Genomic DNA, 26,966 nt, shown 5'->3' on the forward strand with positions numbered 1-26,966 from the left:
ATCACTTTGGTAACAGGGGGTCCCGGTAGTAATGGCGCAAAAAACAACGAAGTTCGCGTAGTGCCTGGTCAGCGGCGATTTCTCGGTTCGGGCTGCGGGCCGGGGTGGTTGGTGCTTGGCTTGTCTGCCGATGAGGTTGGTCGGCGTGTTGGAGGCTGGGGTTCGTGGCGACGCGGGTATTCGCGGACGAGGAGTTGCAGCGCCTGCGGGAGTTCCCGGAGATCAGTCGTGAGGAGTTGTTCCGGTACTTCACGCTGACCCCGGCGGATCTGGCGTTTGTTGCTCCGCAGGGCAGGGGCCCTGCGGTCCGTCTGGGCCTGGCGGTGGCGTTGTGCACCTTGCCGTGGCTGGGGTTCGTGCCGGACAAGGTGCCGTCGGCGCCGCCGGTGGCGGTGGCCCGGCTGGCGGATCAGCTGAATATCGATGCAGCGCAGCTTCGTTCGTATGGCAAGCGGGCGCAGACGCGGACCGAGCATGTGCGGCTGGTGGCCCAGTATCTGGGGTGGCGGCCTGCCGGGGCGATGGAGTTGAAGGAGCTGGATGAGTTTCTGCTGGCGCGGGCGATGGAGCACGATTCGCCGACGCTGTTGTTCCGGCTGGCGTGTGAGTACCTGATCTCGGCGCGGGTGATCCGGCCGGGCCCGGAAACGGTGGTCCGCCGGGTCGCGCACGCTCGCACGCGGGCGCAGCGGGAGACCTACGACCGGTTGGCGCGCGAGTTCACGCCGCAGCGGTGTAAGGAACTGGATGCGTTGCTGGTCGTCGACCCGTCGATCGAGATGTCGCGGTTGCGGTGGTTGTCGACCGGCCCGGTGGAGGCGTCGGCGACCGCGGTGAAGGCCGAGGTCGAGAAGCTGGTGTTCCTGCGCAACCTGGGCGCGGATGAGCTGGACATGTCGGTGCTGCCGGCGGAGCGGCGGCGGTTCCTGGCGACGGTGGGCCGCCGCTTGACGGGCCAAGCCCTCGAACGCCGGGATCCGCAACGCCGCTACCCGATTCTGCTCACCGTGTTGGCGCAGTCGGCCACCGATGTGCTCGACGAGGTGGTGCAGCTGTTCGATCAGGCGATCTCGGCCAGGTTGAGCAAGGCCGAACGCCGGATGCGCGACGAGCTGGCCGAGCGCGGTAAGGCCGGAGAGGATCGGCAGGGGTTGCTCGACGACCTGCTGGCGATCGTCTGTGACCTGCAGATCCCCGACGAGGAGATCGGCGGCCTGATCCGGGGCGATCGGATCGGATGGGAGCGGTTGCGGGCCGCGGTCGCGCAGGCCAAGCCTCGGCTGCCGCGCGATCACGGGCACCTGGCCGCTCTGGACAGCTCGTACTCCTACCTGCGGCAGTTCACCCCGCAGGTGCTGTCGACAGTCCGGTTCGCCGGCGGCACCGCCGCGACCGAGCTGCTGATCGGGGTGCACATGCTGCGGGAGCTGAACGCGACCGGTACCCGCAAGGTGCCCGACGACGCGCCGACCGGGTTCGTGCCGACGAAGTGGCGCGGCTACCTCGACGAGGCCCGCAAAGCCGGTAACACCACCGCCTATCGGCACTACTGGGAGCTGTGCGTGCTGCTGGGGCTGCGTGACGGGTTGCGCAGCGGGGATGTGTTCGTGCCGGGGTCGCGCCGCTACGCCGACCCGGCCGCGTACCTGCTGACCCCGCAGGCGTGGGAGCCGCAGCGTGACGAGTTCTGCCGCCTGGTCGGCAAGTCCGCTGATCCCGCTCGCGCGCTGGCGACCGCCACCGACGAGCTCGACGCCGCTATGGGCGAGTTGGAGAAGGTGCTCGCCGGCGGCGACGGGCCGGTCCGTCTCGATGAGGCCGGTGACCTGGTGATCTCACCGCTGTCGGCGGAGGATGTGCCCGCGGAGGCGACGGCGCTCAAGGCCGAGCTGACGGAGATGCTGCCGTTCGCGCCGATCGTGTCGCTGCTGATCGAGCTGGACAAACGCACCGGCTACCTGGACTGCTTCACCCACGCCGGCGGCAAACAGGCCCGCAGCCCGGAGCTGAAACGCAACCTCATCGCCGTCCTGCTGGCCTACTCCACCAACCTCGGGCTGACCCGAATGGCCGAGGCGTCGGGCCTCTCCTACGACATCCTGGCCTGGACCAGCGAATGGTATGTGCGGGAGGAGACGCTGCGGGCGGCGAACCTGACGATCATCGACTACCACCAAAGGCTGCCGCTGACCCCGGTCTTCGGCGCCGGCACCCTGTCGTCGAGTGATGGGCAACGGTTCCCGACCCGCGGCAAATCGGTCACCGCCAGAGCGTTGAGCCGCTATTTCGCGAACGAAGGACTGAGCACGTATACCCATGTCACCGATCAGCACGCCACCTACGGCACCAAGGTCATCGTCGCGACGAGACGCGAAGCTCACTACGTGCTGGACGAAATCCTCGGCAATGCAACGGATCTGCCGATCACCGAGCATGCGACCGACACGCACGGCGTCACCCTCGTGAACTTCGGGCTGTTCGACCTGCTCGGATTGCAGCTCTCGCCCCGCATCCGGGACCTGGGCCGGATCACCCTGTATCGGGCGGCGCCTCGGGCCCAGGTGGAGTCCGCGTTCCCGCACGCCGGGCCGCTGCTGACCCGCAAGCTGAATCTGGATCTCATCGCCGAGCACTACGACGACCTGCTCCGGCTGAGCGGGTCGCTGAAGTTCGGGCACGCCACCGCGTCGCTGCTGGTCGGCAAGCTCTCCGCGTCGGGCCGGCAGAACGCCCTCGCGGCGGCGCTCAAGGAATACGGGGCGCTGCGGCGCACGATCTACGCCGCCCGGTACCTGTCCGACCCGGGCTATCGGCGCAAGATCTCCCGACAGCTCAACAAGGGCGAATCCCTGCACGCGCTCCGCCGCGACCTGCTCTACGCGCACGAAGGCGCCGTGCGCGCGAGGCACCTGGAGGGACAGACCGAACAGGCATGGTGCCTCACGTTGGCGACCAACGCCGTCATCGCCTGGACCACAGAGTATTACGGGCTGGCGACCGAACAGATGCGGCGGGCCGGGCGGCGCATCGACGACGAGGTGCTGACGCACATCTCCCCGGCCCACAGCGAGAACATCAACTTCTTCGGCGCCATCGAGGTCGACATCGACGCCGAACTCGCCCAGCTCGGCCCCACCGGGTACCGGCCGCTGCGCGTGCGGGACACCCTGTTCTGACCCGCAGCGCCGGCCCGGATCGGCGGCGGCGCGATCTAGCAGCAGGCGCTGGTTCCGGTGGTCGTGGTCGGGTCGGTGATCGCGTCGGCGAGGGGGCGGGCGAGCTGGTGGTAGGCGTCGGTGACCGGCAGCACCGTCATGCCTGGGAATTTCGCCTGCCAGTGGTGGGCGGCGTCGGAGGTGGCGAGGAACATCTGCGGGTTGCAGCAGGTGGCGCGGAGGTGACCGGGCTGGATCCGGTCGGGGTCGACGAAGGCCACCATCGCGGTGGCCGGTTCCAGGTCGCTGACCCCGGTGACGGGGTCGATGGTCAGGCGCACGGTGGTGCCCGTGATCGGGCAGTCGGATTCGATGCAGGCGGGTGCGCCGATGACGGCGGGGAAGATGAGGGTGTCGGGGGCACACCAGGTGTAGAGCTGGTGGCCACCGACGGGACTGATGTCGGAGCAGGTGACATCGAACTGTGGTGCATCAGTGACCGGATGAAGTCCAGGCTCACCGTGGCCACCCTCGAATCCGCAGTGGCTCGGTGGGGTTCGGTTGCCGGGTGCGTGTTCATTCCGATCATGGGTCGCAATTTCGCAGCCGGAAATTCGTCCGCGCCCTGGGCCGCCACGGCCTGGTCGGGTCGATGGGTCGGGGCGGCCGGCGACTGTCGACAACGCCGCGATGGAAATCGTTCTTTGCGCTGCTCCAACGCAACGTCCTCGGCCGACAGCGTTGGGTCACACGCGAGCAGTCGCGCATTGCGATCGTCACCTCGCTTGAGCGAACCTACCGCCGCCGACGCCGTTAGCTCAGACTCGGCAGATTGACGCCAGTCGAGTTCGAAACAACCATGACCACACCGGCCGCACAGGCTGCGTGACCGTATCTGTCACCCCATCGTGCAGCAGTCCCGACGCTGAACCGGTGCGGGGTCGGGTTGAGGGTCAGGCCCCAGCCGACGATCCGGCCGGCCTCGTCGTATTCGACGTCGGCGCCGATCGGCGTCTGCGCGGGGTCGAGGTCGGGCACTCCCGCGGCGGCGGCGAGTTCGGTGACGGTGACCGGGGTGCCGTGGGCGAGCAGCCGCAGCGCGGCGCGCATCAGCGCCCGGTCCCGGCCGGCGGGCAGGATCTTGGCGAAAACGTCGGCAGTGAGGTTGTCGGTACTCATGGGATCGGACTCCTCGAGGGCGATCGGACAGTGACGGTGCCGACGGTAGGGTCTGTCCCCGGGGTGAGGGTCAAGCCCGTAGCTCGCATCCGCACGGGTCACCGGCCCAGCACAGGTCGTCGGTGGCCAGATGCGCACGGTGTGCGGTTTCGAAGGCGTCGATGCGGTCGAGGATCTGCTCGGCATCGGGCGCAGCCGCTGCCGCGACCGCTGCAGCAGCTCGGCGAGATGGGCGCCGACCGAACGGCCGTGGTCGTCACGGTCGGTGGAGGTGAGCTGGCAGATCTCGGCGATGGTGAGCCCGAGGCCGCGCAGCTCGCCGATGAACCGCACGCACCACTCCGCGTCGTCGGTGTAGAGGCGGTAGCCGGCCGGGCTGCGGCCCAGGGTGTAGATCAGGCCGAGGTCGGTGTACTCGCGCAGCGCCTTCACCGGCACCCCGGTGCGGGCCGAGAGGTCCCCGATCGTCATGTGTCCGTTCATCACTGCCTCCCGTCCGACGGCGTCAGCCTGCGCAGCAGGACAGTTTGGTGACGTCGGTGGTGAAAGTCTGCGCGGTCAGTTTCAGCGCTTCGGCCATGGTCAGGTACGGCGCCCAGGTGTGGGCGAGCCGGTCGACGGTCAGACCCGCGGTCATCGCATAGGTGGCGGCGGTGATCAGGTCCCCGGCGCCGTCGCTGAGGGCGTGCACGCCCATGATCCGGCCGGTGCCGGCTTCGGCGACGATCTTGACCAGGCCGCGGGTGTCCCGGTTGACCAGCGCCCGCGGCACGCTCGACAACCCCAGCACCCGGCACTGGCAGGCCAGCCCGGCCGCGGCGGCTTGCGCGTCGGTCAGTCCGACCGAGGCGATCGCGGGGCTGGTGAACGTCACGCGCGGCACCGTGGTGTAGTCCAGGACGCGATCGGCACCGGCCAGGGCGTTGTCGGCGACCAGGGTGCCCTGCGCGGCGGCCACGTACACGAACTGCGGATCCCCGGCCACGTCCCCGGCCGCCCAGATGCGCGGATTGCTGCTGCGCTGGCGGTCGTCGACCACGACCGCGCCCCGCTCGTCGACGGCGACGCCGACCGCATCCAGGCCCAGCCCGGCGGTGTTGGGGCGGCGGCCGGTGGCCATCAGCACCTGCTCGGCCCGCAGCTCGGTGCTGGCGCCGCCGCCGGTGCGCACGGTCACCACCTTGTGCCCGTCGTCGGCGAGGACCTTCTCGACGGTGGCGGCGGTGAGCACGTCGATGCGCTCGTGGGCGAAGACGGCCTCGAGCGCGGCCGAGATTTCCGGTTCCTCACCCGAGGTCAGCCGGCTACGCGCGATCACCGTGACCTTGCTGCCCAGGCGGGCGAACAGCTGGGCCTGCTCGAGCCCCACATAGCCCGCACCCACCACGATCAGCGACTCCGGCAGCTGCTGGAGGTCCATGGCGGTGGTCGAGGTCAGATACCCGGCCTCAACGAGGCCGTCGATCGGCGGAGCCCAGGGCGCGGCACCGGTGGCGATCAGATACTGGTCGGCCTCGATCACCCGTACACCGCCCTCGGCGCGCGCGACCCGCAGCACGGGTGCCTCGGCGCTGCCGTCGAACACCGCGGTGCCGGAGACGATCTCCCACCCGTAGTCGGCGGCCAGGTCGACATACTTCTCCGCCTGCAGCTGCCCGACCAGCGCGTCCTTGCCCGCGATCAGGGCGGGGAAATCCAGCGGCACCTCGGCGGGGGTGAGCCCGGGGAACCGGCCCGCCGCCTCGGCGGCGTGGCGGGCCTCGGCGGCGGCCAGCAGCGCCTTCGAGGGCACACACCCGACGTTCACGCACGTGCCCCCGACCGTCCCGCGCTCCACCATCACCACCCGTTTGCCGAGGTTGACCGCGGCGATGGCGGCGGCGAACGCCGCCGAGCCGGAACCGATGATCGCCAGATCGGCGCGGGAATCTGTCAAGGTCACGAGGGTGCCTCCTGGTCGGGCAACCGCTGAACCGACAACGGCTGCTATTCGTGTTGACGAATATCTACCGGAACCATATTATGCGTTTATCCGAATAGTTCAAGTCTCGTGGAGGCGATCCCATGGCCCGGTCCACCACCGCCACTGTCACCGTGCCCGGTGCCGAGTCGGCGTGTACGCATCTGGATACGACGGCGAAGTTTTTTCGCGCCCTGTCGGATCCGACCCGGCTCAAGCTCCTCGAATTCATCCTCGCCGGGGAGCGCACCTCCGCCGACTGCGTCGAACACGCCGGCATCTCGCAGCCCCGGGTGTCGGTACACCTGTCCTGCCTGGCCGACTGCGGGTATGTCCTCGCGCGCCGCGACGGGAAGAAACTGCGGTACTCCGTGGGTGATCCGCGGGTAGCTGACCTGGTGATGCTGGCGCGGTCGCTGGCGGCCGACAACTCCGCCGCGCTGGGCTGCTGCCCGCGCATCCCCGCCGCGGACGGTAGTGGGCGGCGATGAACACACCCGACAACAAGGCGATGAACACACCCGACAACGACTCGGGCGGGTTCGGTGGTCTGCTCGCAGTGGCCGGTGGCGTGCTGGTGATGGTCGCCTGCTGCGCCGGTCCCGCCCTGATCGCCGGCGGCGTGCTCGCCGGTCTCGGCGGTGTCTTGACCAGCCCGTGGCTGCTTGCCGCAGGCGTGCTGGTCGTGGCCGCCGCCGTCGGCTACACCCTGCGGCGCCGCGCCCGTAAGGCCACGGGGTGTTGTCCGCCCCGACCCGGATCCCCTCGGTCGGCTCCGGCCGACCGCGACCGGACGGAAACCCCGGCATGACCGTCTCGAACTCTGACACCCCGATGAGCGGTCGCGAGACCGCGCTGACACTCCCTCGCCCCCCGCACGAAAGGCCACTGTCCTCGAATGGCCACTCTGCCACGCTTTCGCCGCCCCGCCCTCGCCGCCGCCGCGCTGGCGCTGTCCGCAGCCCTGGCCCTCACCGGGTGCACCTCGACCGACACGACGGCGCAGGATCCGGTGGCGCCGGTGCAGGTCGACACCGTCACCGGCACCTCCATCAGCGTGCCCGGTGACAAGCCGACCGCGTTGTTCTTCTTCTCCGTCGGCTGCGGCGAATGCGTGGGCGGCGCGAAATCGGTGGCGCAGGCGGCCGGACAACTCGGCGACAAGGCGTCGTTCGTGCTGGTCGACATGGATCCGGGTGAATCCGCGCAGACGGTGGCCGGGTTCCAGGACTTCACCGGCACCCAGGCGCTGCCCGCCGTGATCGACACCGGCGCCACCCTCACCACACGACTCTCGGTGGCGTCGCTCTCGACGCTGGTCGTGGTCGATCCGGCGGGCAAGGTCACCTACCGCGCCACCGACCCGTCCGCCGACCAGATCACCACCGCACTGCGCGACGCGGGAGCGGCGTGATGGGCGGACTGCTGGCGCTGGCGTTCACCGCCGGGATGCTCGCCCCGGTCAACCCGTGCGGATTCGCGCTGCTGCCCGCCTGGATCACCCACACCCTCGGCGACACCACCACCGACGCGTTCCCGGTCCGCATGGCGCGCGCCCTGCGCGCCGGGACCGCGCTCACCCTCGGATTCGCGGGCACCCTCGCCGCGGCGGGCCTGGCCGTCAGCGCCGGCGCCCGCGCGCTCATCGCCGCGGCCCCCGCCTCGGCCTGGCCGTCGGCGCGGCGCTGGCGGTGCTCGGGCTGGTCATGCTCACCGGCCGTGGCCTTGGCCTGCGCCTGCCCCGCCGCGCTCAGCGCCCGCCCCGCGCATCGATGACCACCACCGGTATGGTGGCCGCCGGTGCCGGCTATGCGGCCGCGTCGCTGTCGTGCACCTTCGGGGTGCTGCTCGCCGTGATCGCCCAAGCCCAGGCCACCGCCGGATGGGCAGCGCTGCTGGTGGTGTTCGCCGTCTACGCCGCCGGGGCCGCGACGGTCTTGCTGCTGGTCAGCCTCGCCACCGCCGCGGCGGGCACCGCTGCCACCCGCTACCTCGCGGTGCTCGCCCGCCACGGCACCCGCATCACCGCCGTCGTGCTCGTCGCTACCGGCGCCTACCTCGTCTGGTATTGGTGGCCCGCCGCTATCGGCAGTACCGGTGGTGCCGCGATGGGCTCCACCGCCTGGTCCGCCGCGGTGAGCATCTGGATTCAAAACCACACCGGCACGGTCATCATTCTCGCCGTGGCGGCCGTGGCCGCCACGCTTGCCGCCACCGTCGTTGCCCGCAACACCCGGGCCCGACACCGCGACGCCACCCCCGACAACGACTGCTGCGCCCCCGCACCCGCCACAATCGAGGAGAAACACGCGCGCTGACCGCGCCGACCGGTCGACTGCCGTACCCCTTCCAGAGCGATTCGATCGAGGAAAGGCACCGAGCACATGAGCGAACGCTACGACACCCTGGTACTCGGCGGCGGCATGGCCGGCCTGCCGCTCGCGCTGCGCGCGGCCCGGCACGGCCGCGTCGCGTTCGTGGAGAAAGAACTGCTCGGCGGGACCTGCCTCAACCGCGGCTGCATCCCCACCAAGACCATGATCGCCTCCGCCGCCGTGGCGCACCAGGCGCGCCGCGCCGCCGAATTCGGGGTCCGCCTACCCGGAACCGGTCACCGTCGATTTGGCCGCCGTGGTCGACCGCAAGAACACCATCGTCGACTCCATCCGCGCGGGCTCCTACCGCACCGTCGAGAAATCAACGGACCTCGACTTCTACCACGCCACAGGACATTTCACCGCACCCCGCACACTCACCGTCGACGGCACCGACCTGACCGCCGACCGGATCTTGCTGGTCACCGGCACCCGCAGCACCATCCCCGCCATCGACGGCCTCGACACCGTCCCCTACTTCACTTCCCGCACCCTGCTGGACCTCACCGACCTGCCCTCACATCTGCTCGTCGTCGGCGGAGGCTACGTCGGCTGCGAGTTCGCCCAAATGTTCCGGCGATTCGGCTCCGAGGTCACCCTCATCCAACGCGCCGACCGGCTGCTGCCCGGCGAGGACCCCGACATCTCCGCCGCCGTCAGAGAGGGCATGACCGCCGACGGCATCACCGTGCTCACCGGCACCACCTGCACCGCGGCCACCGGCACCACCGGGAACATCCGGCTCGGCTGCACCGGCAGCGAAGCCGACGACATCACCGGCAGCCACCTGCTGATCGCGACAGGACGCACCCCCAACAGCGACAATCTCGGCCTCGAGTACCTCGGTCTCGAACCCGACCCACAGGGCTTCCTCACCGTCGACGCCTCCCTGCGCACCGACGCCGAAAATGTTTGGGCGCTCGGCGATCTGCGCGGCGGGCCCATGTTCACCCACACCGCCCGCGACGACGCCGACATCGTCTACCGCACCATATTCCGAAGCCAGGACCGCACCACGACCGGGCGCATCGTGCCTCACGCGGTGTTCACCGACCCCGAAGTCGGCGCCGTCGGGCTCACCGAACCTGCCGCCCGCGCCGCCGGCTACGACGTCGTCGTCGGGCGCCAGGACTTCACCGGCGTCGTGAAAGCCCGCGCCATCGGCAACACCCGCGGCCTGGTCAAATTCGTCGCCGACGCCGCCACCGACCGTATCCTCGGCTGCCACATCGCCGGACCCGACGGCGGGAACCTCGTTCACGAGGCCGTCACCGCCATGACCACCGGCGCCACCTACACCCAACTCGCCCAAGCCATCCACATCCACCCCACCCTCGCCGAAGCGGTCAACACCGCCGCCGGCGGCGTCCACCGCGAAATCGGCGCATAGACACCCCATGAGCATCGCCCGGTACTCGGGTGAGGCCATTTTCCGACTGCCACGGATAACACCCTGTTATCTGTAGCATCATGACATCCGGCCTGCGCCGACTCCGCTCCGGCGGTGCGCGACGCGGACCTGTTATCTGCGGCAAGCCCAGTGAGGGAGGTACCACCGTGCCGTCCGGGATCACCGTCCGCGCCGCCGGCGACAGCTTCCTCGACTCGATCGGCTCCCCGAACACCCGCCGCGCCTACGGCATCGCCGTCGACAAGACCACCGCCACGCTCGGCGAGACCCGGCGGCTGGCCGACGTCGCCGACGATGAGATCGGTGAAACCCTCGAAACCCTGTGGGGCTCCTCAGCAGTCAACACCTGGAACGCCCGCCGCGCCGCGGTCGCGTCGTGGCTGGCGTGGTGCCGCGAGCACGGCCACACCGCCCCGGCGGTCCCGGCCTGGGTGAAACGCTCCACTCCACCGGACTCCACCACCCCGGTGCACTCGCGCACCGCGATCGACCGGCTCATCGCCCGCCGCGACATCGACCTCCGGGAGAAGACGCTGTGGCGGATGCTCTACGAAACCTGCGCCCGCACCGAGTAACTGCTCCAGGTCAACATCGAGGACCTCGATCTGGCCGGGCGGTGTTGCCCGGTGAAGTCCAAGGGCGCCAAGCCCCGCACCCGCCGCCGCGGTGCCACCTACCACGAGTACGCGCACGAGCTCGTGTACTGGGACGCGGGCACCGCCCGGCTCCTGCCACGCCTCACCAAGGGCCGCACCCGCGGACCGCTGTTCGTCACCCACCGCCGACCGGGCCCCGGAAAGGCCGCCGCCGACCGGGACATCTGCCCCGACACCGGGCTGGCCCGGCTGTCCTACGGCCAGGCCCGCGCCGTGCTGGATGCCGCCACCGCGACGAATGGGCCCGGCACCGGTTGGGATCTGCACGAACTTCGGCATTCCGGCCTGACGCATCTCGGCGAGGCCGGTGCCAGCCTGGTGGAGCTGATGGCCAAGTCCCGCCACCGCAAACCCGAGAACCTACGCCGCTACTTCAAACCCTCACCGGCAGCCATGCGCGGCATCACCAGCCTCATCGGCCCCGACCGCAGCCACCGATAGCGGCCACCAACAAGAGCGTCCGTCTACCCGCTGACCAGGCACTACGCGAACTTCGTTGTTTTTTGCGCCATTACTACCGTGACCCCAACAGAAAACAAATGTTCAGTATGTTGAGGAAGTCCGATCCCGGGTCGCGTTCGGCGTGCTATGTGCCGCGCCCACGATCTCGAAACGGGGCTGTACGGCTCTGCCTGCTGGCGTGCTGCGCGACGAGCACGCCGACGGGTTCGCCCCCTGGACGTACTGGAATAGCGCCATGACGGGTTCTGGTCGAGGGCGTCCACCACCGCTGTCACCGCGCACCGACCGACACCGTCGAGCGCCGAATCCGTAAACCGCTCCTGCCCGGGAACCTGCCATCGGGCGCGGTTGTCTCTGTCAGGCGGCGCTCAGAACAGGGTGTCGGCAATCCGTAGCGGCCGGTAACCGGTGGGGCCGAGCTGAGCCAGCTCACCCTCGATGTCGACGTCGATAGAGCCGAAGAAGTTGATGTTCTCGCTGTGCGCCGGGGAGATATGGGTCAGGACCTCGTCGTCGATAGCCCGTCCGGACTTGCGCATCGACTCGACCGCCAGCCCGTAGTACTCGGTTGTCCAGGTCACCATAGCGTTGGTGACCAGCGTCAGGCACCAAGCCTGCTCGGTCTGCTGCTCGAGGTGGCGGGCACGGATCGTGCCCTCGTGGGCATACAGCAAGTCACGTTTGAGGGCGTGCAGCGACTCGCCCTTGTTGAGCTGACGGGAAATCCTGCGTCGGTACGCGGGATCGGACAGATAGCGAGCAGCGTAGATGGTGCGCCGCACCGCACCGTACTCCTTGAGGGCTGCGGCGAGCGCGTTCTGCCGGGTCGACGCGGAGAGTTTGCCGACCAGCAGCGACGCGGTGGCATGCCCGAACTTTAGCGATCCGGACAGGCGCAACAGATCGTCCCAGTGCGCGGCAATCAGCTCGAGGTTGGCCCGCCGGGTCAGCAGCGGCCCCGCGAGCGGGGACTTTGCCTCTGCCTGTGATTTCGGGCCGGTCCGGTACAGGGTGATCTTGCCCAGATCCCGGATCCGCGGGGAGAGCTGCAACCCCAGCAGGTCGAACAGGCCGAAGTTGACCAGCGTCACCCCGTGCGTGTCGGTGGCGTGTTCGGTGATCGGGATATCGGTGGCATTACCGAGAATCTCGTCGAGCACATAGTGCGCCTCGCGTTTCGTCGCGACGATGATCTTGGTCCCGTAGGTGGTGTGCTGGTCGGTCACGTGCGTGTACGTCGAGAGCCCCTCGTGCGCGAAGTACCTGCTCAATGCCCTGGACGTGATCGATTTTCCGCGGGTGGGGAACTGCTGCCCATCCGAGGACGACAGCGTGCCGGAGCCGAGAATCGGGGTCAGCGGCAACACGGCCGTGGTAGCCGATCAGCGCGAGGTTCGCCGCCCGCAGTGTCTCCTCCCGCACGTACCACTCTGCGGTCCAAGCCAGCGTGTCGTAGGAGATGCCGCAGGCATCCGCCATGCGGGTCAACCCGAGGTTGGTCGCGTGCGCCAGAAGCACCGCGATCAGATTCCGTTTCAGCTCCGGGCTGCGGGTCGCCTTGCCGCCGGCGTGGGTGAAGCAGTCCAGCAACCCGGTGCGCTGGTCCATCTCGATCAACAGCGACACGATCGGCGCGAACGGCAGCATCTCGGTCAGCTCCGCCTTGAGTGCCACCGACTCGGCTGGCACGTCCTCCGCAGGCAATGGAGAGATCACCAGATCGCCCCGCTCATCGAGGCGGACCGGGCCGTCGCCTTCGCTGAGAGTCTGTTCCAGTTCGCCCAGCGCCGTGTGCAGCTCGTCCTGCAGCTGGGCCAGCGCGGTGGTGGCGTCGGCGGGTTTGCCGACCAGTCGACAGAACTCTGCACGCTGGTCGGCCCACTTTTCGCGGGTGAGCAGGTAGGCGGTCGGATCGCAGTAGCGGCGCGAGCCCGGCACCCACACATCCCCCGACCGCAGCCCGTCGCGCAAGGCGAGCGGCACGCACAGCTCCCAGTAGTGGCGGGCGGTACGCGCTGGTGTTGCCGCTTTCGGTCGCCGTGTCCAGGTAGCCGCGCCAGCGGGCGGGTACGAACCCGTTCGGAGCATCGTCGGGGACCTTGCGGGCACCGGTGGCATTCAAGTGCCGCAGGATCGCCACCGCCCCCAGCAGCTCGGTGGCGGCGGTGCCGCCGGCGAAGGTCACTGCTGCCAGCACCTGTGGGGTGAACTGCCGCAGGTACCCGTAGGAGCCGTCCAGCGAGGCGAGGTGGCCGTGATCGCGCGGCAATGGTGGCAGCGCGGTCGACTGCGCCGGCCGCAACCGTTGCCATCCGATCTTCTCGCCGCGGATCAGTGCGCCGACCTGCTCGTCCGGCATCGCCGGGTCGGCGACGATGGCTAGGATCGCGTCTAACAGCGACTGCCGGTCCTCCCCGGACTTGGCGCGTTCGGCCAGCGCTTCGCGCATCTTGTGTCCGGCCTTGCTCTCCCGCGCCGAGATGGCCTGGTCGAACAACTGGATCACCTCGTCGAGTACCTCGGTGGCCGACTGCGCCACCAGCGTCAGCAGGATCGGGTACCGCCGTTGCGGCTCACGTCGTGTCAACGCCTGCGCGGTCAGGCGGCGACCCATCGTGGCCAGGAACCGGCGCCGCTCCGCGGGCAGTGCCGACAAGTCCAGGGTGTCCGCGCCGAGGGAGCGCAGGAACTCCAACTTCGCGATCTCGGCCTTCACCGCGGCGGGTGAGGCCTCCACCGGTCCGGTACCCAGCCACCGGAGCCGGGTCATTCCGATCATCGGATCGGTCACCAGCAGGCCATCGAGTCCGGTCCGGCGTTCGGCGGTGAATTCGTGCGCCAGCCGGGCGAATGTCTCTCCCTGCGCCACCTCTCGTGCATGGGCAATCCGCTTGACCACCGTCAGCGGACCCGGCCGGATCACCTTCGCCGAGGTCAGGTATTCACAGGCCAGCCGAAACAGCAGGGTCGGCAAATCGTGCTCCATCGCCCGCGCCAACAGGAACTCGTCGAGTTCCTTGAACTCCAACGTCGTCGGCGTCCGCCACCCGAGATACCTTGCCGCCAGTAGTAAATGATCTGTGCGGGTCTTTGCTCGCCGCCCGTAGGAGCCGATCGCATCCGGATCGACTCGAAGCTGCTCGGCCAGCCGCAGAACCGCTGACCGTGGTGCGGAGGTCACGTCATCGGGTACGAAACCCAGCCACGGCAGCGTGCACAGGGCAACAGCACGACCCAGCCGGTCGGCTGGACCGCGACCTCGACCTGGGTCGACGAACGCCGCATCGGCCGGGGTTAATGTGAAGAAGCGGAACAGCTCCTCCCGCCCGATCTCCGGGAACCTCCGCAGGGACATCAACTCTTCTTCGGTGAACACCTGGCCTGCCACCCGCATCTCCCACCTGAGTACGAAGACTCCCAGGTCAGCAGGTTACCTGGCCATATCCGCCCGATTTTTCCCGAGTACTACGGCTACCCCACGAGGACCGACCCGGGCACGACCACCTCGGCGACCCATGCGATCAGCGGCGCGACCGGCGGCTGGTCGGCCAACCCCCAGTCGAGGTGATTGCGGCCCACGGCCAGCATGTACATCTCGTCGAACCAGTAGCCGCGGCCACCGGCCACCGCCGTGACCAGGTGTGCGAACGCCACGAGCGCCCGATCACCCCCACCGCGCGGCCTGCGAACGGGATGGATCACCAGCCGCTGCGGTGCTTCGTAATCGACTGTGCGGTCCTGACCCAGGGCATTCGCATTCGACTTCCGGTGTCGGATCGTTCCGGTCGGTACCGGGAGTGGGTACCTCCCCGATTGGGTACCGTTCCGAGCGAGGGTACGCGGCAGGCCGGGCCCCGCATGCGCTTTCGCGGGAAAGCCCTGGCCGGCGCCGGATATCAGCGACGACGAGGAGAACGATGCAGCTCCCCACCACCGACACCGACTTCGACACCCTCGACGCGTGGTGGCGGGCCGCGAACTATTTGTCCGTCGGCCAGATCTACCTCATGGACAATCCGCTGCTGCGCGAACCGCTGCGGCCCGAACACATCAAACCGCGGCTGCTCGGACACTGGGGCACCACACCGGGATTGAACTTCGTCTACGCGCACCTCAACCGCGCCATCACCACCCGCGACCTGGACATGATGTACGTCATGGGTCCCGGTCACGGCGGACCCGGACCGGTGGCCGCGGCGTGGCTCGAAGGCACCTACAGCGAGGTCTACCCGGATATCTCCCGCGACGAGGACGGCATGCGGCGCCTGTTCCGCCAGTTCTCGTTCCCCGGCGGCATTCCCAGCCACGTCGCCCCCGAGACCCCCGGATCGATCCACGAGGGCGGTGAACTCGGCTACTCCCTCTCGCACGCCTACGGCGCCGCCTTCGACAATCCCGATCTGATCGTCGCCGCGGTCGTCGGCGACGGCGAAGCCGAGACCGGACCGCTCGCCGCGAGCTGGCATTCGACGAAATTCGTCGACCCGCGCCGCGACGGCGCGGTACTGCCGATCCTGCACCTCAACGGTTTCAAGATCGCCAACCCGACGGTGCTCGCGCGCATCGGCGAGGACGAACTGATCTCGCTGCTGCGCGGCTACGGGCACGAACCGATCGTCGTCGCCGGCGACCATCCCGCCGACATGCATCGGCGCTTCGCCGCCGCCCTCGACGCGGCGCTCGACCGCATCTCCGAGATCCAGCAGACCGCCCGCAGCTCGGGAAACGCGACCCGCCCGGCGTGGCCGATGATCGTGCTCCGGTCCCCCAAGGGCTGGACCGGCCCGGTGGAGGTCGACGACGCCCCGGTCGAGGGCACGTGGCGCGCCCACCAGGTGCCGATCGGTGATCCGCGCAGGAACGACGAGCACCGCCGCCTCCTCGAGGAGTGGCTGCGCAGCTACCGGCCGAAGGAGTTGTTCGACGACGACGGCATTCCCGTCGCGGCCCTGCGCGACCTCGCGCCCCGCGGCACCCGGCGGATGAGCGCCAACCCGCACGCCAACGGGGGAGCGGTGCTGCGGGATCTGATCCTGCCCGACTTCCGCGACTACGCCGTCGACGTTCCCGAACCGGCCACCGCCACCGGCGAGGCCACCCGCATCCTCGGCACCTTCCTGCGCGACGTCATGCGGCGCAACGCCACGAACTTCCGGATGTTCGCGCCCGACGAGAACAACTCCAACCGCCTCGACGCGGTCCTCGACGCCACCGACCGCACCTGGAACGCGCGCATCGAGCCGGGTGACGACCGGGTCGCCCCCGACGGCCGCGTCATGGAGATCCTGTCCGAACACACCTGCCAGGGCTGGCTCGAGGGGTATCTGCTCACCGGCCGGCACGGATTGTTCTCCAGCTACGAGGCTTTCGCGCACCTGGTCGACTCGATGGTGAACCAGCACGCCAAATGGCTGCTCACCACGAACCGGATCCGCTGGCGCCGCCCCATCCCGTCGCTGAACTACCTGCTCACCTCCCACGTGTGGCGGCAGGACCACAACGGCTTCTCGCACCAGGATCCCGGATTCATCGACCACGTCGTCAACAAGAAACCCGAGGTCGTGCGCGTCTACCTGCCGCCGGACGCCAACACCCTGCTTTCGGTGGCCGATCATTGCTTGCGCACCCGCCAGTACATCAACGTGATCGTCGCCGGGAAGCAACCGGCCGTACAGTTCCTCGACATCGACGACGCGATGACCCACTGCCGCAAGGGCATCGGGATCTGGCAGTGGGCCTCGACCGACCGCGACGTCGAACCGGATGTGGTGCTCGCCTGCGCCGGCGACATCCCCACGATGGAAACCCTCGCAGCCGTCGACATCCTGCACCGCCGCTTCCCCGACCTGCGGATCCGGGTGGTCAACGTCGTCGACCTCATGCGGCTGCAGGACGACCGGGCGCACCCGCACGGGCTGCCGGGCGCGCACTTCGACGCGCTGTTCACCACCGACAAGCCGGTGGTCTTCGCCTACCACGGCTATCCGTGGCTGATCCACCGTCTCGTCTACCGGCGGACCAACCACGAGAACTTCCACGTCCACGGCTACATCGAGGAGGGCACGACCACCACACCGTTCGACATGTGCGTGCTCAACCGCATCGACCGCTACCACCTCGCGCTCGACGTCCTCGACCGCGTCGAGCGGATCCGGCCGATCGCCGGGCACGCCCGCGAGGAACTCGAGAACATCCTCGCCGAACACACCCGCTACGTGCGTGCCCACGGCGAGGACATGCCGGTGATCACCGACTGGCACTGGCAGGGCGTCGGAATAGACTGAGCGTCAAACCGATCCGCGGCGGGCCAGTCGCCCGGCGGTGAAGGCGTCGACGTCGACCTCGTCGAGGGATGTCACCACCAGATCGGCGCCCGCGTCCTCGAGGTCGGCGGCGTCGTCGAAACGGGCGACACCGAGCGCCCACATGCCGCCGGCCTTCGCCGCCCGGATCCCGCTGATCGCGTCCTCGACGACCACGCACGCCTGGGCGGGCACCTCGAGTTCGTCGGCGGCGGTGAGGAACAGTTCCGGGTCGGGTTTGCCGTGGGCGACCGGGCGGCCGGACAGATCCGCGTCGAACCGGTCGAGCAGCGTCTCGCCAGGACGGTCGTGGGCGGGGACCGCCCGCAGGAACAGCCCGGCATTCTTCGACGAGGACGCCGCGGCCACCGCGATCCCCGCCGCCTGCACGGCCGCGACGAAGCGCACCCCGTCGTCGTAGGCGCGGAACCGGCGCTCGTCGATCAACCGCAGCAACCGGGCCTGCTTGCGCTGGGCGTAGTCCACCGCGCGGCGCTCGGCGTCGGGCACCGCGAAGTATTCGAGCGCGGCGCGGGCGCCGTCCATCCGCGGCCGACCCGACAGCACCTGCCGGTACACCGCCGCGGTGAACGCGTCGTCGGTCCAGGAGGTCTCGGGTTGCAGGTCGCGCCACTCGCCGGTCATCAACTCCGCCAGCGCTTCCCGCCACGCCGTCTCGTGCGGTGAATCGACGAGCACCCCGTCGACGTCGAAGATCACCGCACGGAACCGCGACTGCGTCTCGGCCACGATGCCCTCCTCGCGGTCAGGCAGGGACGGCGGCGAGCCGGAACTCGTGCGACTCGCCGGCGCCGAGCTCGACGAGTTCGCCGTCCACCGCGACCTGCACCGGCACCCGGAAGCCCTCGGTCTCGGCGCGCACCGACAGCTTGTCGCCGTCGATCCGCACCCGCAGGGGAGTGCCGCGGTACCGCATGGAGAACGACACCCCGTCGAGGTGCGAGACGAGCTTGGGCCGGAAGACGAGCACGTCGCCGTACGCGCGGGCACCGACGTAGTAGCGCTGCACCAGATCGAGGGTGCCGCCCATGACCCCCATGTGGATGCCTTCCTTGGTGGTGCCGCCCTGCAGGTCGCTGACATCGCTCTCGAGCGCGAGCTTGAACCGCAGCCACGACGACTGCGGATCGAAGGTCGCGAGCACACCGGCGAACGTCACGTGACTGAGCGTCGACCCGTGCGAGGTGCGCTGGTCGTAGTAGTCGACGGTGCGGCGCACGAGGTCGCGATCGAACGGATAGCCGAGCTGTTCGAACACCTGCCGCAGCTCGGCGTCGTCGAACAGGAAGAACAGCATCACCGTGTCGGCCTGCTTGGCCACCTTGTAGGCATCCGGGTCGCGGCCCTCCGCCCGCAGGATGCGGTCCATCCGACCGATGTTGCCGTACTCCGTGCGGTAGTGCTCCCAGTCGAGTTCCTCGAGATCCTCGTAGCCTTCGAACTGGCTGATCACCCCGTCGTGGTAGGGCACGAACATTCTCCGGCTCATCTCCGACCAGGTGCGCAGTTCCTCGTCGGTGACCCGCAACCGGGCCCGCAGGGCCGTGCGCCGGCTCTTCGACAACACCTCGAAGACATCCAGGGCGCGCGCCGCGATCCACGCGACCATCACGTTGGTGTACGCGTTGTTGCGCAGACCGCCCTCGGTGGCTCCCGGATACCGTTCGTGGAATTCGTCCGGGCCCATCACCCCATGGATCTCGTAGCGGTCCCGGTCCGGGTTGTAGTGCGCGATCGACGCCCAGAACCGCGCGATCTCGAGCATCATCTCGGCGCCGTAGTCGGCGAGGAAGTCGACGTCGTCGGTGGCCTGGTAGTAGTGCCACACGTTGTAGAAGATCGCGGCGCTGACGTGACGCTGGTTCCGGCTCAAGTCCGGATCCCATTGCCCCGACATCGGATTGAGATGCACCGTCTGGGTCTCCTCCGTGCCGTCGCTGCCGCTCTGCCAGGGGAACATCGCGCCGCGGTAACCGGCCTCGCTCGCCGCGGCCTGCGCCTCGCCCAACCGGCGGTAACGGTAGAGGATCAGTCCCTTGGTGATCTCGGGGACCCGCATGTTCAGGAAGGGATAGACGAACATCTCGTCCCAGAACACGTGCCCGCGATAAGCCTCGCCGTTGAGTCCGCGCGCCGGCACTCCCGCGTCGAGACGCGCGGTGTGCCGTGAGCAGACCTGCAGCACGTGCGAGACGTGCAGACGCAACAGCAACTGCGCGCGCGGCTCCCGCGGCAGCCGGATGTCGCAGATGTCCCACAACTCGTCCCAGGCCGCGACGTGCTCGTCGTACGCCTCGGCGAAATCCGGATAGCGCAACACGTGCCGGCCCGCCGACGCGAGGGGCTCGGTGATCGCGTCGTCGCGGGAGGTGAACATCGCCACCATCTTCTCGATGCGCACCGTCGAGCCCTCGGCGATGTCGAAGGAGAGGACCTGCTGGATGTAGTCCTCCATCTGGTACAGATCGCGGTCGACGAGCATCGCCCCGCACGAGCCCTCCCGGAACACCCGGGTGCGGGCGGCCTGGGCGATGTAGGTGTCGGACTGGCGGATCTGCACCTTCAGCGCGATCGTCTCGGGGCCGTAGGTGCGCGGCGAGACCGGATCGAGGTGCCGTGCCTCGAGATCGCGGTAGCGGGCCACGGCGCGGTTGGAGACCCGGCCGTCGAGGGCGGTGACGATCTCGACCCGCCCCGACCAGTTCTCCGGGGTCAGCGACCATTCGAGCGCCCCCTGGTTCGGATGCTCCATGCTCACGAACCGCCTGCTGCACAGCGACGTCTCGCGGCCGTGCCGATCCCGGAACCGCAGTTCGCGGACCACGGTGGCGGTGCGGATGTCGTAGACGTGCCGGTAGTCGAGGATCTCCACCTGTGCCAGGCGGATCGCCTCGCCGCCGTCGATGCGCAGCTTCAGCACGAGCCAGTTCGGGAGGTTGACCAGATCCTCGTTCAGGACCGGGCTGCCACCCATGATGGTGGTCTCGCGGTTGTAGCAACGATGCGCGTAGGTCCCCGGATAATGGACCTCGCCCATGTCTTCCCACTCGGCGGTGCCGCGTGAACAGAAGTAGCCGTTGCCCGTCGAGGTCAGGGCTTCGCGCAGGGGTTCGTCGTCTGGATCGAAACCGTCGTAGTCGAGGGTGAACTCCGGGTCGTACACGCGAACCTCCTGGCGGGTCGTACTCGACACGAACTGTCCGGCGGTGCTGTCACCCGGCGGCGCTGTCATCTACCCAGGGCCGACAGGAAACGTTCGACGTCGTCGACCGACGCGAGGACGAACTCGGCGTCGGTGCGGCGTCCGGCCATCTCCGGGTCGTCGGGGCTGCCGACGAGGATCCCGATGCCGCGACCCCGCAACGCCCGGAAGGCGTCCTCGTCGGTGATGTCGTCGCCGAGATAGAGCGGCACGACGTCGTCGGAGGCGAGACCGAGGACCTCGATCAGGTGCAGGACCGCCTTGCCTTTGTTCCAGTCCACGGCCGGTTTGAGTTCGTAAACCATCTTTCCCGGCACCACGGCGAGCCGGTCGGGGTTCTCCTGCAACAGGGTCTCGACGATCGCACCCACCCGGTCGTGCACCTCGGGGGAGGCCTGCCGGTAGTGCACGGCAACCGACGCGCGCTTCGGTTCGATGCCGACACCGTCGAGACCGTCCAGGCGGGTGCGCAGGGTCTCGGTGGTCTCGGTGATCAGATCGGTGAAGTCGGTGAGGACGTCGTGGGCGATCTGCCCGTGGGTGGGGCTCCAGATGTCGAAACCGTGGCTGCCGGCGACGACGAGATCGTCGACACCCATGAGCTGCTGGACGACGTCGCGGTCGCGGCCGGTGACGATGCACACCGACACGCGGTCGGCGAGTTCACGGACGGTGCGGCGCATGGCATCCGACCACACCGCGTCCTCGGGACGGGCGACGATCGGGGTGAGCACACCGTCGTAGTCGAGGAAGACCGCGGGCCGGCGGCCCGCGAGACGATCGGACAGAGCGGCGCCGTCGAGTGCCGACGGTAGGTCCTCCACGGTGCGCGGCGCGGTCATCTGATCGGTACTCCTGTCGTCGCGGCGACCCGTCATGGTTCGCACCGTACACAAAGATCGAAAGGCTCGGCCGTGGATCCGGGGAGGGGGATCGGCCGGATGCAGCGGTCAGCGGACCGGGCGTCGCCAGTGCTCGTCCGCGGTGAGCCGGGAGCGGACGTGTTCGGCGGCATCGTCGTTGCGGAACGGGCCGGTCAGCAGGTCGGCGTAGACGTGTGAGACGGCGGCATGACGCAGTCCGCTGCGACGGTCCATCCGTTCGAAGACCACCGGCGACCAGGGGATCGCCACCACGACGTCGCCGCCGTGCTCGACCGGGCGCAGTCCGAGACTGTCGGCGAAGTCGTCGGGGTCGTCGGCGTAGACCTCGAGCAGCGTCGGGGCCGCGTAGTCGGTGGCGCCGACGCCGGTGAGCGCGTAGGGGATGTCGATGCGTTCGGCCAGTCGCGCGCGGGTCGCGGTGACGCCCTCGGGGGCGGTGAACCGGCGGACCGCGCACACCTTCCGCTCGGCGGCCCAGGCCCGCAGCATCGGTTCCCAGCGCACCTCGACGATAGGGCCGCGCGGGACCCGGCGCACGAGCTCACGTTCGACGAGCACCTCGACGACGCGGTAGGTCGCGCCGGTGGACGCGCCGGACAGCTTGATCAGTTCCGGGACGGAGATCTCCCCGACGTGATCGGCGAGTGCGCGCACCACGCGGTCGGACGGTTCGCCGGTGAGCACCCCGGACGGGCGGCCCGGGCCGCGCCACGGGTCGGCGTCGGCGCCGCGGTCGCGGACCCACACCGCCGGGCGGTCGGCGACGAGCGAGAGGTTGCCGGTCGCGTCGGCGTAGGAGATGCCGTGCCGGTCGAGCTGGCGGCGCACCGGATCGGACAGATAGTGGGCGCACACGAAGCCGCGGTCGGAGTCGGACAGGTCGGCGGCGATGCGCGCGACGTCGCCGGAGAGCACACCTCGGGAGGCGACCACGGAGAAGGACACGGTGTCGCCGTCGGGGGCGGAGACGAGCATCCGGGTGGGTGCCTCGGGGGAGCGGGGGCGGTCGCTCGACAGCGACCAGCCGAGCGGCAGGCACGCCTCGAGTCGGGCGGTGGCGCGACGGTAGATGTCGATGTACCGCTCGGGGCGGGGACCGATGGTGTTCTCGGGGACGGGAGCCGACTGTGTCACATCCACCACCGTAGTCACTCTGTGCATGACGGAAAAGAGAAATAATCGAAATCCCATAGGGCGGAACAGCCCCTCTCCCGCACCGCAAACTATGACGCGGCATGCGCTAGTTTCGTGACCATGACCGACATCACCGGGCGCATCGCGTTCGTTCAGGCGACCTGGCACCGCACCATCGTCGACCAGGCACGTACAGGCTTCACCGAGGAGATCACCCGCCTCGGCGTCTCGCAGGACGCCCTGGACTTCGTCGAGGTCCCCGGCGCCTTCGAGATCCCGCTGCACGCCAAGCGACTGGCGAAGACCGGGCGCTACGACGCGATCGTCGCGGCCGGGCTGGTCGTCGACGGCGGCATCTACCGGCACGACTTCGTCGCCACCGCGGTGATCGACGGCCTGATGCGCGTCCAGCTCGACACCGATGTGCCGGTCTTCTCCGTCGTGCTCACCCCGCACAACTTCCACGAGCACGACGAGCACGTCGAGTACTTCACGCGGCACTTCGTCAAGAAGGGCGCCGAGGCGGCTCGCGCCGTCGACGCCACGGTGCGCTCGCTGCGCGCGCTGCCGACCGGAGACTGAGCCCCGGTCGGCAGCGCGCGTCGGATCAGCGTGCGCTGCCGGAGGGATTCTTCGCCGCCGAGTCCTCGCCGGCCGCTGCCTGGTTCGGAGCCTCGGTGCGCCGACGGTAGGCCGCCCGCGCGGTCTCGTCGGTGTTCAGTGCCAGCGACTGCAGACCGAATGCCGCGGTGATGCGGTGACGGGTCGCTTCCGGCACCGCCTTCCGCGCTCCGAGGATCGCGCCCGCCGTGCGGGGCACGTACCGCAGGCCGGGACGAGCCGTCGCGATCACCTGCACGATCGCGGCGGCGACCTCGTCCGGGCCGATCACGGCGTGCTCGGTCGCGGAGTACACCGTGAGGCCGGGGGCGCCTTCGATGCCCACGACGGAGCCGAGATTGACGATGTGTCCGTAGCCCTGTTCGGTGAACCGCGCCGCGGCCGGCTTCGAACCGAGGATCACACCGCGGACGTTGATGTCGATCTGCCGGTCGGTGACCGAGTCGGTCTCCTCGAGGAACGCGCCGGTGGGCATGATACCGGCGTTGTTGACGAGCACGTCGATCCCGCCGAACTCCATGTGGGCCAGGCTGAGGAATTCGTCGAAGGACCCTCGGTCGGTGACGTCCAGAGGCCACCGGAACACCGTGGTGCCGAAGCGCGCATCGATCCGGGCGGCGGTGCACGGGATCTTCGGTTACGCCCTGATGAGCTGTGCGACGGTGCGCGACGGCATCGAGGTGGGCACCCGTTTCTTCGATCTCACCTTCGCCTTCTCGCGCGCCGCCCTGGAGTATGCGGGCGACGAAGTCCGCTTCTGCCTCGACGACCGGCACGTGCCGGCGCAGCTGCGGGGCTTCCTGCTGGAGCGCGACGTCCCGGGGATTCTCGCCCATTGGGGTGCGCTGTGGGGGCAGCCGTCCGAGATCCGTCGCATCGAGGTGGCCGAATCGCTCGGTGAGCGGATCGCGCCGGTGTTTCGCGACCGGGGGTTCCTGGTGAAGACGACGGCGTCGACGCATGCGGTGGTAGTGGACGCGCGGGCGTTGGACCGGCCCATGCCGACCACGAGCCCGGAGGCCGCCGCCGTACTGCTGCGGGAGTGCGCGGAACTGCTGCAGCGCAGACAGAACCACAGCGAGCTCGGCGCCCGCGTGCGGGAAGTGCTGCTGCGCCGGGCCGCGGAGGGCCCCACGCAGGACCAGGTGGCCGAGACGCTGGGGGAGGAGGGGGCCTCGTATCGGGCGATCGTGGCCGAGACGCTGGGGGACGATGGCGGGGGAGCTGCTGGATGCGGGCCTGCCGGTGGAGAGGGTGGCGCACCGTCTGGGCTACGCCGATGCGTCGAGCTTCTCGGTGGCGTTCCAGCGGTGGACCGGCCGACGCCGGGTGGGCGAGGAAGGGAGAGACGCTCGGTCTGAGGCGACTGCGGGACCGGTTCGAGAGCCCTTGGAGATATTCTGAATAATACGGAAATCATAGAAAATAAGAATCTATCCTCCTTCAGGACCTACTCACCGCACAGCGGGGCACCAGCTACCAACCACCAAACTTGCCAGGAGAACGTCGGTGTCAGCGGCTCGATGCCTCAGGGCGTCGAGTCATGGCCAGGGGAACGAGCACACCGAGCAGCGCGGCAGGCAGCAGAAACGCGAGGACCGGGTCGGCGCCGTACACCGGCGTCAGCAGGAGAGGGGAGAAGGCCGCACCGCCGAAGCGGAAGGCCTGCACGACGGACACCGCGCCACCGCGGTTGCCGCCCGGCCCACCGAGCACCGCGGCGTTGACCCCGACGAGGATGAACTGCGAAGCGATACCTGCCAGGAACCACGCGACGCCGAGCACGACGAGCCACGGGACGGTACCGACGACCACGACCAGCGCTGCGCCGCTCACCGCGCCGATGAGCACGATCGCGCGGGCACCGACGCGGTCGATGAGCATCCCGACCGGCCGGGAACTGAGGATGCCGGCGAGTCCGAACACGGTGAGTACCACGCCGCGTTCGGACGGGGACAACCCGAAGTCGTCCTCGACCCGGAAGGCGAGGAGGAATCCGAGTCCGCCGAGCGCACCCCAACCGAGCAATGCGACCAGCCCGATACGCAGGACGCGCGGGGTCAGCGCGTCGCGCAGTCGGACCCGAGTGGTACCGGACGGGTCGTCGCGCACCGATTCGGGCAGGCCGGCGAGCGCCAGGAGCAGCGCGGCGCCGGCAAGCACGACGAACGCCCATCTCCAGCTCACCTCGGCGGCGAGACCGCCGATCAGTGGGGCGACGGTTTGGCCGGCGGCCTGCATCGCCCCGAACAATCCGAGAGCGCGGCCGAGCCTGTCCTTCGGGGTGATAACGGCCAGCGCCGCGAGCAGCAGCGGAGTGGTGAACGCGTTGGCCGCGCCCTGCAGCATGCGGGTGCCGATGAGCACCGAGAAGGTCGGCGCCAGCGCCGCAGCGATCGAGACCGCCGCGTAGACGAGATAGGCGGTGCGCACGGTGCGGACGCGTCCCCACCGTGCGCCGAGCGTGCCGGAGAACAGCATCGCGGCGGCGAACACACCGAGATAGGCGGTGACCGTCGTCGCGGCTGTGCCGGTGGACACACCGGTGTCGGCGCCGATCTCCGGCAGCATCGACACGACGACACTGCCGCCGAAGGGACCGAGGAAGCCGCCCGCGTACAGCGCCGTGCGCTGCAGCGGTTCGCGCAGATCCCTCACTTGTTGAAGCCGCCGGGGCCCCGTCGCCGCAGATAGCGTTCGAACTCGGCGGCGAGGGCGTCGCCGTCGATCTTGGCGATGACCTCGGAGATGTCCTCCTCGGCCTCGGCGTCGCCGCGCTCCTCGAGGGTGCGCACGTACTCGGCGATCTCCTCGTCGTCCTCGATCATGTCGGTGACGGTCTGTTCCCACTCCTCGGCGAGGAGGGGGAGTTCGCCAAGGGGCACCTCGAGGTCGAGGACGTCCTCGACGCGGCGCAGCAGCGCCACGGTGGCCTTGGGGTTCGGCGGGTTGGACACATAGTGGGGGATCGCCGCCCAGAACGACACCGCGGGGATGCCCGCGCGGACGAAGGCGTCCTGCAGCACGCCGGTGATCCCGGTGGGTCCTTCGTAGCGGGAGGTCTGCAGCTTGAAGCGTTCGGCGGCCTCGGAGCTGTAGGCGGTGCCGGTCACCGGGACCGGGCGGGTGTGCGGGGTGTCGGCGAGTAGTGCGCCGAGCAGGACGACGGTGTGGACCTCGAACTCGTCGACGAGTTCGATGATGGCGTCGCAGAAGCTGCGCCAGCGCATGCTCGGCTCGATGCCGTGCAGGAGGACGATGTCGCGGTCGCTGCCGGGCGGGGAGCACAGCGACAGCCGGGTGGTGGGCCAGTCGATCTCGCGGGTGACCCCGTCGACGAGCCGCACCTGCGGCCGGTTGACCTGGTAGTCGTAGTACTCCTCGGAGTCCAGCTCCGCGAACGGCTCGGCGTCCCAGATCAACTCGAGGTGTTCGACGGCGCCGCTGGCGGCGTCGCCGGCGTCGTTCCACCCTTCGAAGGCGGCGACGAGCACCGGATCGCGCAGGACGGGGACGTCCTGGTCCGGGGTCTCGGGAAACTCTGGTGTACTCACTCGTCCAGCCTACGACCCGGCCCGATCCGGGCGCCCACTAGTCTGAAGGG

Annotated in this window: 22 protein-coding genes and 4 pseudogenes; 14 read left to right on the forward strand and 12 right to left on the reverse strand. The window is 69.2% G+C overall.

The window, feature by feature from the left end; genetic code table 11:
• Positions 1-164 precede the first annotated feature (164 nt).
• Entirely contained in the window at positions 165-3,176 is a 3,012-nt protein-coding gene (locus tag KXC42_RS12405) for a Tn3 family transposase (RefSeq protein ID WP_005203168.1), read from the forward strand.
• Between the two features lie 35 nt (positions 3,177-3,211).
• Here KXC42_RS12405 and merB read toward each other — a convergent pair whose 3' ends face one another.
• Positions 3,212-3,616, reverse strand: a complete 405-nt coding sequence (gene merB / locus KXC42_RS12410; protein WP_257606178.1) for an organomercurial lyase — start codon at positions 3,614-3,616, stop codon at positions 3,212-3,214.
• Here merB and KXC42_RS27245 point away from each other — a divergent pair.
• A pseudogene (locus tag KXC42_RS27245) lies at positions 3,614-4,044 on the forward strand (DDE-type integrase/transposase/recombinase); the annotation flags it as partial. The gene merB and the pseudogene KXC42_RS27245 overlap by 3 nt on opposite strands.
• A gap of 128 nt (positions 4,045-4,172) precedes the next feature.
• On the opposite strand, the pseudogene KXC42_RS27745 reads toward KXC42_RS27245, so the two are convergent.
• Positions 4,173-4,817 (reverse strand): annotated as a pseudogene (locus KXC42_RS27745) (MerR family transcriptional regulator); the annotation flags it as partial.
• A 22-nt stretch (positions 4,818-4,839) separates the two neighbouring features.
• Positions 4,840-6,276 carry a mercury(II) reductase gene (merA, locus tag KXC42_RS12425; RefSeq protein ID WP_005195274.1) on the reverse strand — a complete coding sequence of 479 codons (1,437 nt, stop codon included), beginning with the start codon at positions 6,274-6,276 and terminating at the stop codon, positions 4,840-4,842.
• A gap of 122 nt (positions 6,277-6,398) precedes the next feature.
• Between merA and KXC42_RS12430 the strand changes: the two genes are divergently transcribed.
• From KXC42_RS12430 to KXC42_RS27275, 9 genes and pseudogenes are all read left to right on the forward strand, one after another.
• Complete coding sequence (locus tag KXC42_RS12430; protein ID WP_004018626.1) at positions 6,399-6,785, forward strand: helix-turn-helix transcriptional regulator; 387 nt, start codon at positions 6,399-6,401, stop codon at positions 6,783-6,785.
• Positions 6,782-7,105, forward strand: coding sequence for a hypothetical protein (locus KXC42_RS12435; protein WP_005180211.1), 324 nt, complete (start codon positions 6,782-6,784; stop codon positions 7,103-7,105). The genes KXC42_RS12430 and KXC42_RS12435 overlap by 4 nt, the downstream gene beginning before the upstream one ends.
• A gap of 87 nt (positions 7,106-7,192) precedes the next feature.
• The gene (locus KXC42_RS12440; RefSeq protein WP_005180213.1) at positions 7,193-7,708 is read left to right on the forward strand and encodes a hypothetical protein; all 516 of its coding nucleotides are present in this window, start codon (positions 7,193-7,195) and stop codon (positions 7,706-7,708) included.
• Positions 7,708-8,070, forward strand: coding sequence for a hypothetical protein (locus tag KXC42_RS27255; RefSeq protein ID WP_235194086.1), 363 nt, complete (start codon positions 7,708-7,710; stop codon positions 8,068-8,070). The genes KXC42_RS12440 and KXC42_RS27255 overlap by 1 nt, the downstream gene beginning before the upstream one ends.
• A complete protein-coding gene (locus KXC42_RS27260) occupies positions 8,067-8,612 on the forward strand; it encodes a cytochrome C biosynthesis protein (protein ID WP_235194085.1) in 546 nt (181 codons plus the stop codon). Before KXC42_RS27255 ends, KXC42_RS27260 begins: the two co-directional genes overlap by 4 nt.
• 105 nt (positions 8,613-8,717) lie before the next feature.
• A pseudogene (locus tag KXC42_RS27265) lies at positions 8,718-8,819 on the forward strand (hypothetical protein); the annotation flags it as partial.
• 106 nt (positions 8,820-8,925) lie between these two features.
• Positions 8,926-10,059, forward strand: coding sequence for an NAD(P)/FAD-dependent oxidoreductase (locus KXC42_RS12450; RefSeq protein WP_255026479.1), 1,134 nt, complete (start codon positions 8,926-8,928; stop codon positions 10,057-10,059).
• Between the two features lie 167 nt (positions 10,060-10,226).
• On the forward strand, positions 10,227-10,655 hold the full coding sequence (locus KXC42_RS27270) for a hypothetical protein (protein ID WP_255026477.1): 429 nt from the start codon (positions 10,227-10,229) through the stop codon (positions 10,653-10,655).
• 51 nt (positions 10,656-10,706) lie between these two features.
• A complete protein-coding gene (locus tag KXC42_RS27275; RefSeq protein WP_255026475.1) occupies positions 10,707-11,177 on the forward strand; it encodes a hypothetical protein in 471 nt (156 codons plus the stop codon).
• Positions 11,178-11,566: 389 nt separating this feature from the next.
• Here KXC42_RS27275 and KXC42_RS27625 read toward each other — a convergent pair.
• Positions 11,567-14,592 (reverse strand): annotated as a pseudogene (locus tag KXC42_RS27625) (Tn3 family transposase).
• A 77-nt stretch (positions 14,593-14,669) separates the two neighbouring features.
• Positions 14,670-14,900, reverse strand: a complete 231-nt coding sequence (locus tag KXC42_RS12465) for a hypothetical protein (protein ID WP_071935024.1) — start codon at positions 14,898-14,900, stop codon at positions 14,670-14,672.
• Positions 14,901-15,115: 215 nt separating this feature from the next.
• On the opposite strand from KXC42_RS12465, the gene KXC42_RS12470 reads away from it, so the two are divergent.
• Positions 15,116-17,482 carry a phosphoketolase gene (locus KXC42_RS12470; protein ID WP_219129088.1) on the forward strand — a complete coding sequence of 789 codons (2,367 nt, stop codon included), beginning with the start codon at positions 15,116-15,118 and terminating at the stop codon, positions 17,480-17,482.
• Between the two features lie 3 nt (positions 17,483-17,485).
• On the opposite strand, the gene KXC42_RS12475 is transcribed toward KXC42_RS12470, so the two are convergent.
• From KXC42_RS12475 to KXC42_RS12490, 4 genes are all read right to left on the reverse strand, one after another.
• Positions 17,486-18,250: an HAD family phosphatase gene (locus tag KXC42_RS12475; RefSeq protein WP_219129089.1), complete on the reverse strand. Its 765-nt coding sequence runs from the start codon at positions 18,248-18,250 to the stop codon at positions 17,486-17,488.
• 16 nt (positions 18,251-18,266) lie between these two features.
• Positions 18,267-20,753 (reverse strand): glycoside hydrolase family 65 protein, encoded by a 2,487-nt coding sequence (locus tag KXC42_RS12480; protein ID WP_373922153.1) that lies wholly within the window; start codon positions 20,751-20,753, stop codon positions 18,267-18,269.
• Complete coding sequence (gene otsB, locus KXC42_RS12485) at positions 20,750-21,601, reverse strand: trehalose-phosphatase (protein WP_230810854.1); 852 nt, start codon at positions 21,599-21,601, stop codon at positions 20,750-20,752. The genes KXC42_RS12480 and otsB overlap by 4 nt, the downstream gene beginning before the upstream one ends.
• A gap of 72 nt (positions 21,602-21,673) precedes the next feature.
• Positions 21,674-22,741, reverse strand: coding sequence for a helix-turn-helix domain-containing protein (locus KXC42_RS12490; RefSeq protein WP_219129090.1), 1,068 nt, complete (start codon positions 22,739-22,741; stop codon positions 21,674-21,676).
• 120 nt (positions 22,742-22,861) lie between these two features.
• On the opposite strand from KXC42_RS12490, the gene KXC42_RS12495 reads away from it, so the two are divergent.
• Positions 22,862-23,323 carry a 6,7-dimethyl-8-ribityllumazine synthase gene (locus tag KXC42_RS12495; protein WP_219129091.1) on the forward strand — a complete coding sequence of 154 codons (462 nt, stop codon included), beginning with the start codon at positions 22,862-22,864 and terminating at the stop codon, positions 23,321-23,323.
• 25 nt (positions 23,324-23,348) lie between these two features.
• On the opposite strand, the gene KXC42_RS12500 is transcribed toward KXC42_RS12495, so the two are convergent.
• Positions 23,349-23,948, reverse strand: coding sequence for an SDR family NAD(P)-dependent oxidoreductase (locus KXC42_RS12500; protein WP_006552157.1), 600 nt, complete (start codon positions 23,946-23,948; stop codon positions 23,349-23,351).
• On the opposite strand from KXC42_RS12500, the gene KXC42_RS12505 reads away from it, so the two are divergent.
• Entirely contained in the window at positions 23,923-24,723 is an 801-nt protein-coding gene (locus KXC42_RS12505) for an AraC family transcriptional regulator ligand-binding domain-containing protein (RefSeq protein ID WP_219129092.1), read from the forward strand. The two genes, KXC42_RS12500 and KXC42_RS12505, sit on opposite strands and share 26 nt — an antisense overlap.
• 151 nt (positions 24,724-24,874) lie before the next feature.
• Here KXC42_RS12505 and KXC42_RS12510 read toward each other — a convergent pair whose 3' ends face one another.
• On the reverse strand, positions 24,875-26,020 hold the full coding sequence (locus tag KXC42_RS12510) for an MFS transporter (RefSeq protein ID WP_006552159.1): 1,146 nt from the start codon (positions 26,018-26,020) through the stop codon (positions 24,875-24,877).
• On the reverse strand, positions 26,017-26,916 hold the full coding sequence (locus KXC42_RS12515; protein WP_006552160.1) for a PAC2 family protein: 900 nt from the start codon (positions 26,914-26,916) through the stop codon (positions 26,017-26,019). The genes KXC42_RS12510 and KXC42_RS12515 overlap by 4 nt, the downstream gene beginning before the upstream one ends.
• Positions 26,917-26,966 lie beyond the last annotated feature (50 nt).

Origin of the sequence: Rhodococcus sp. LW-XY12, from assembly GCF_019317345.1 — a bacterium.
Taxonomy (GTDB): domain Bacteria; phylum Actinomycetota; class Actinomycetes; order Mycobacteriales; family Mycobacteriaceae; genus Rhodococcus; species Rhodococcus pyridinivorans.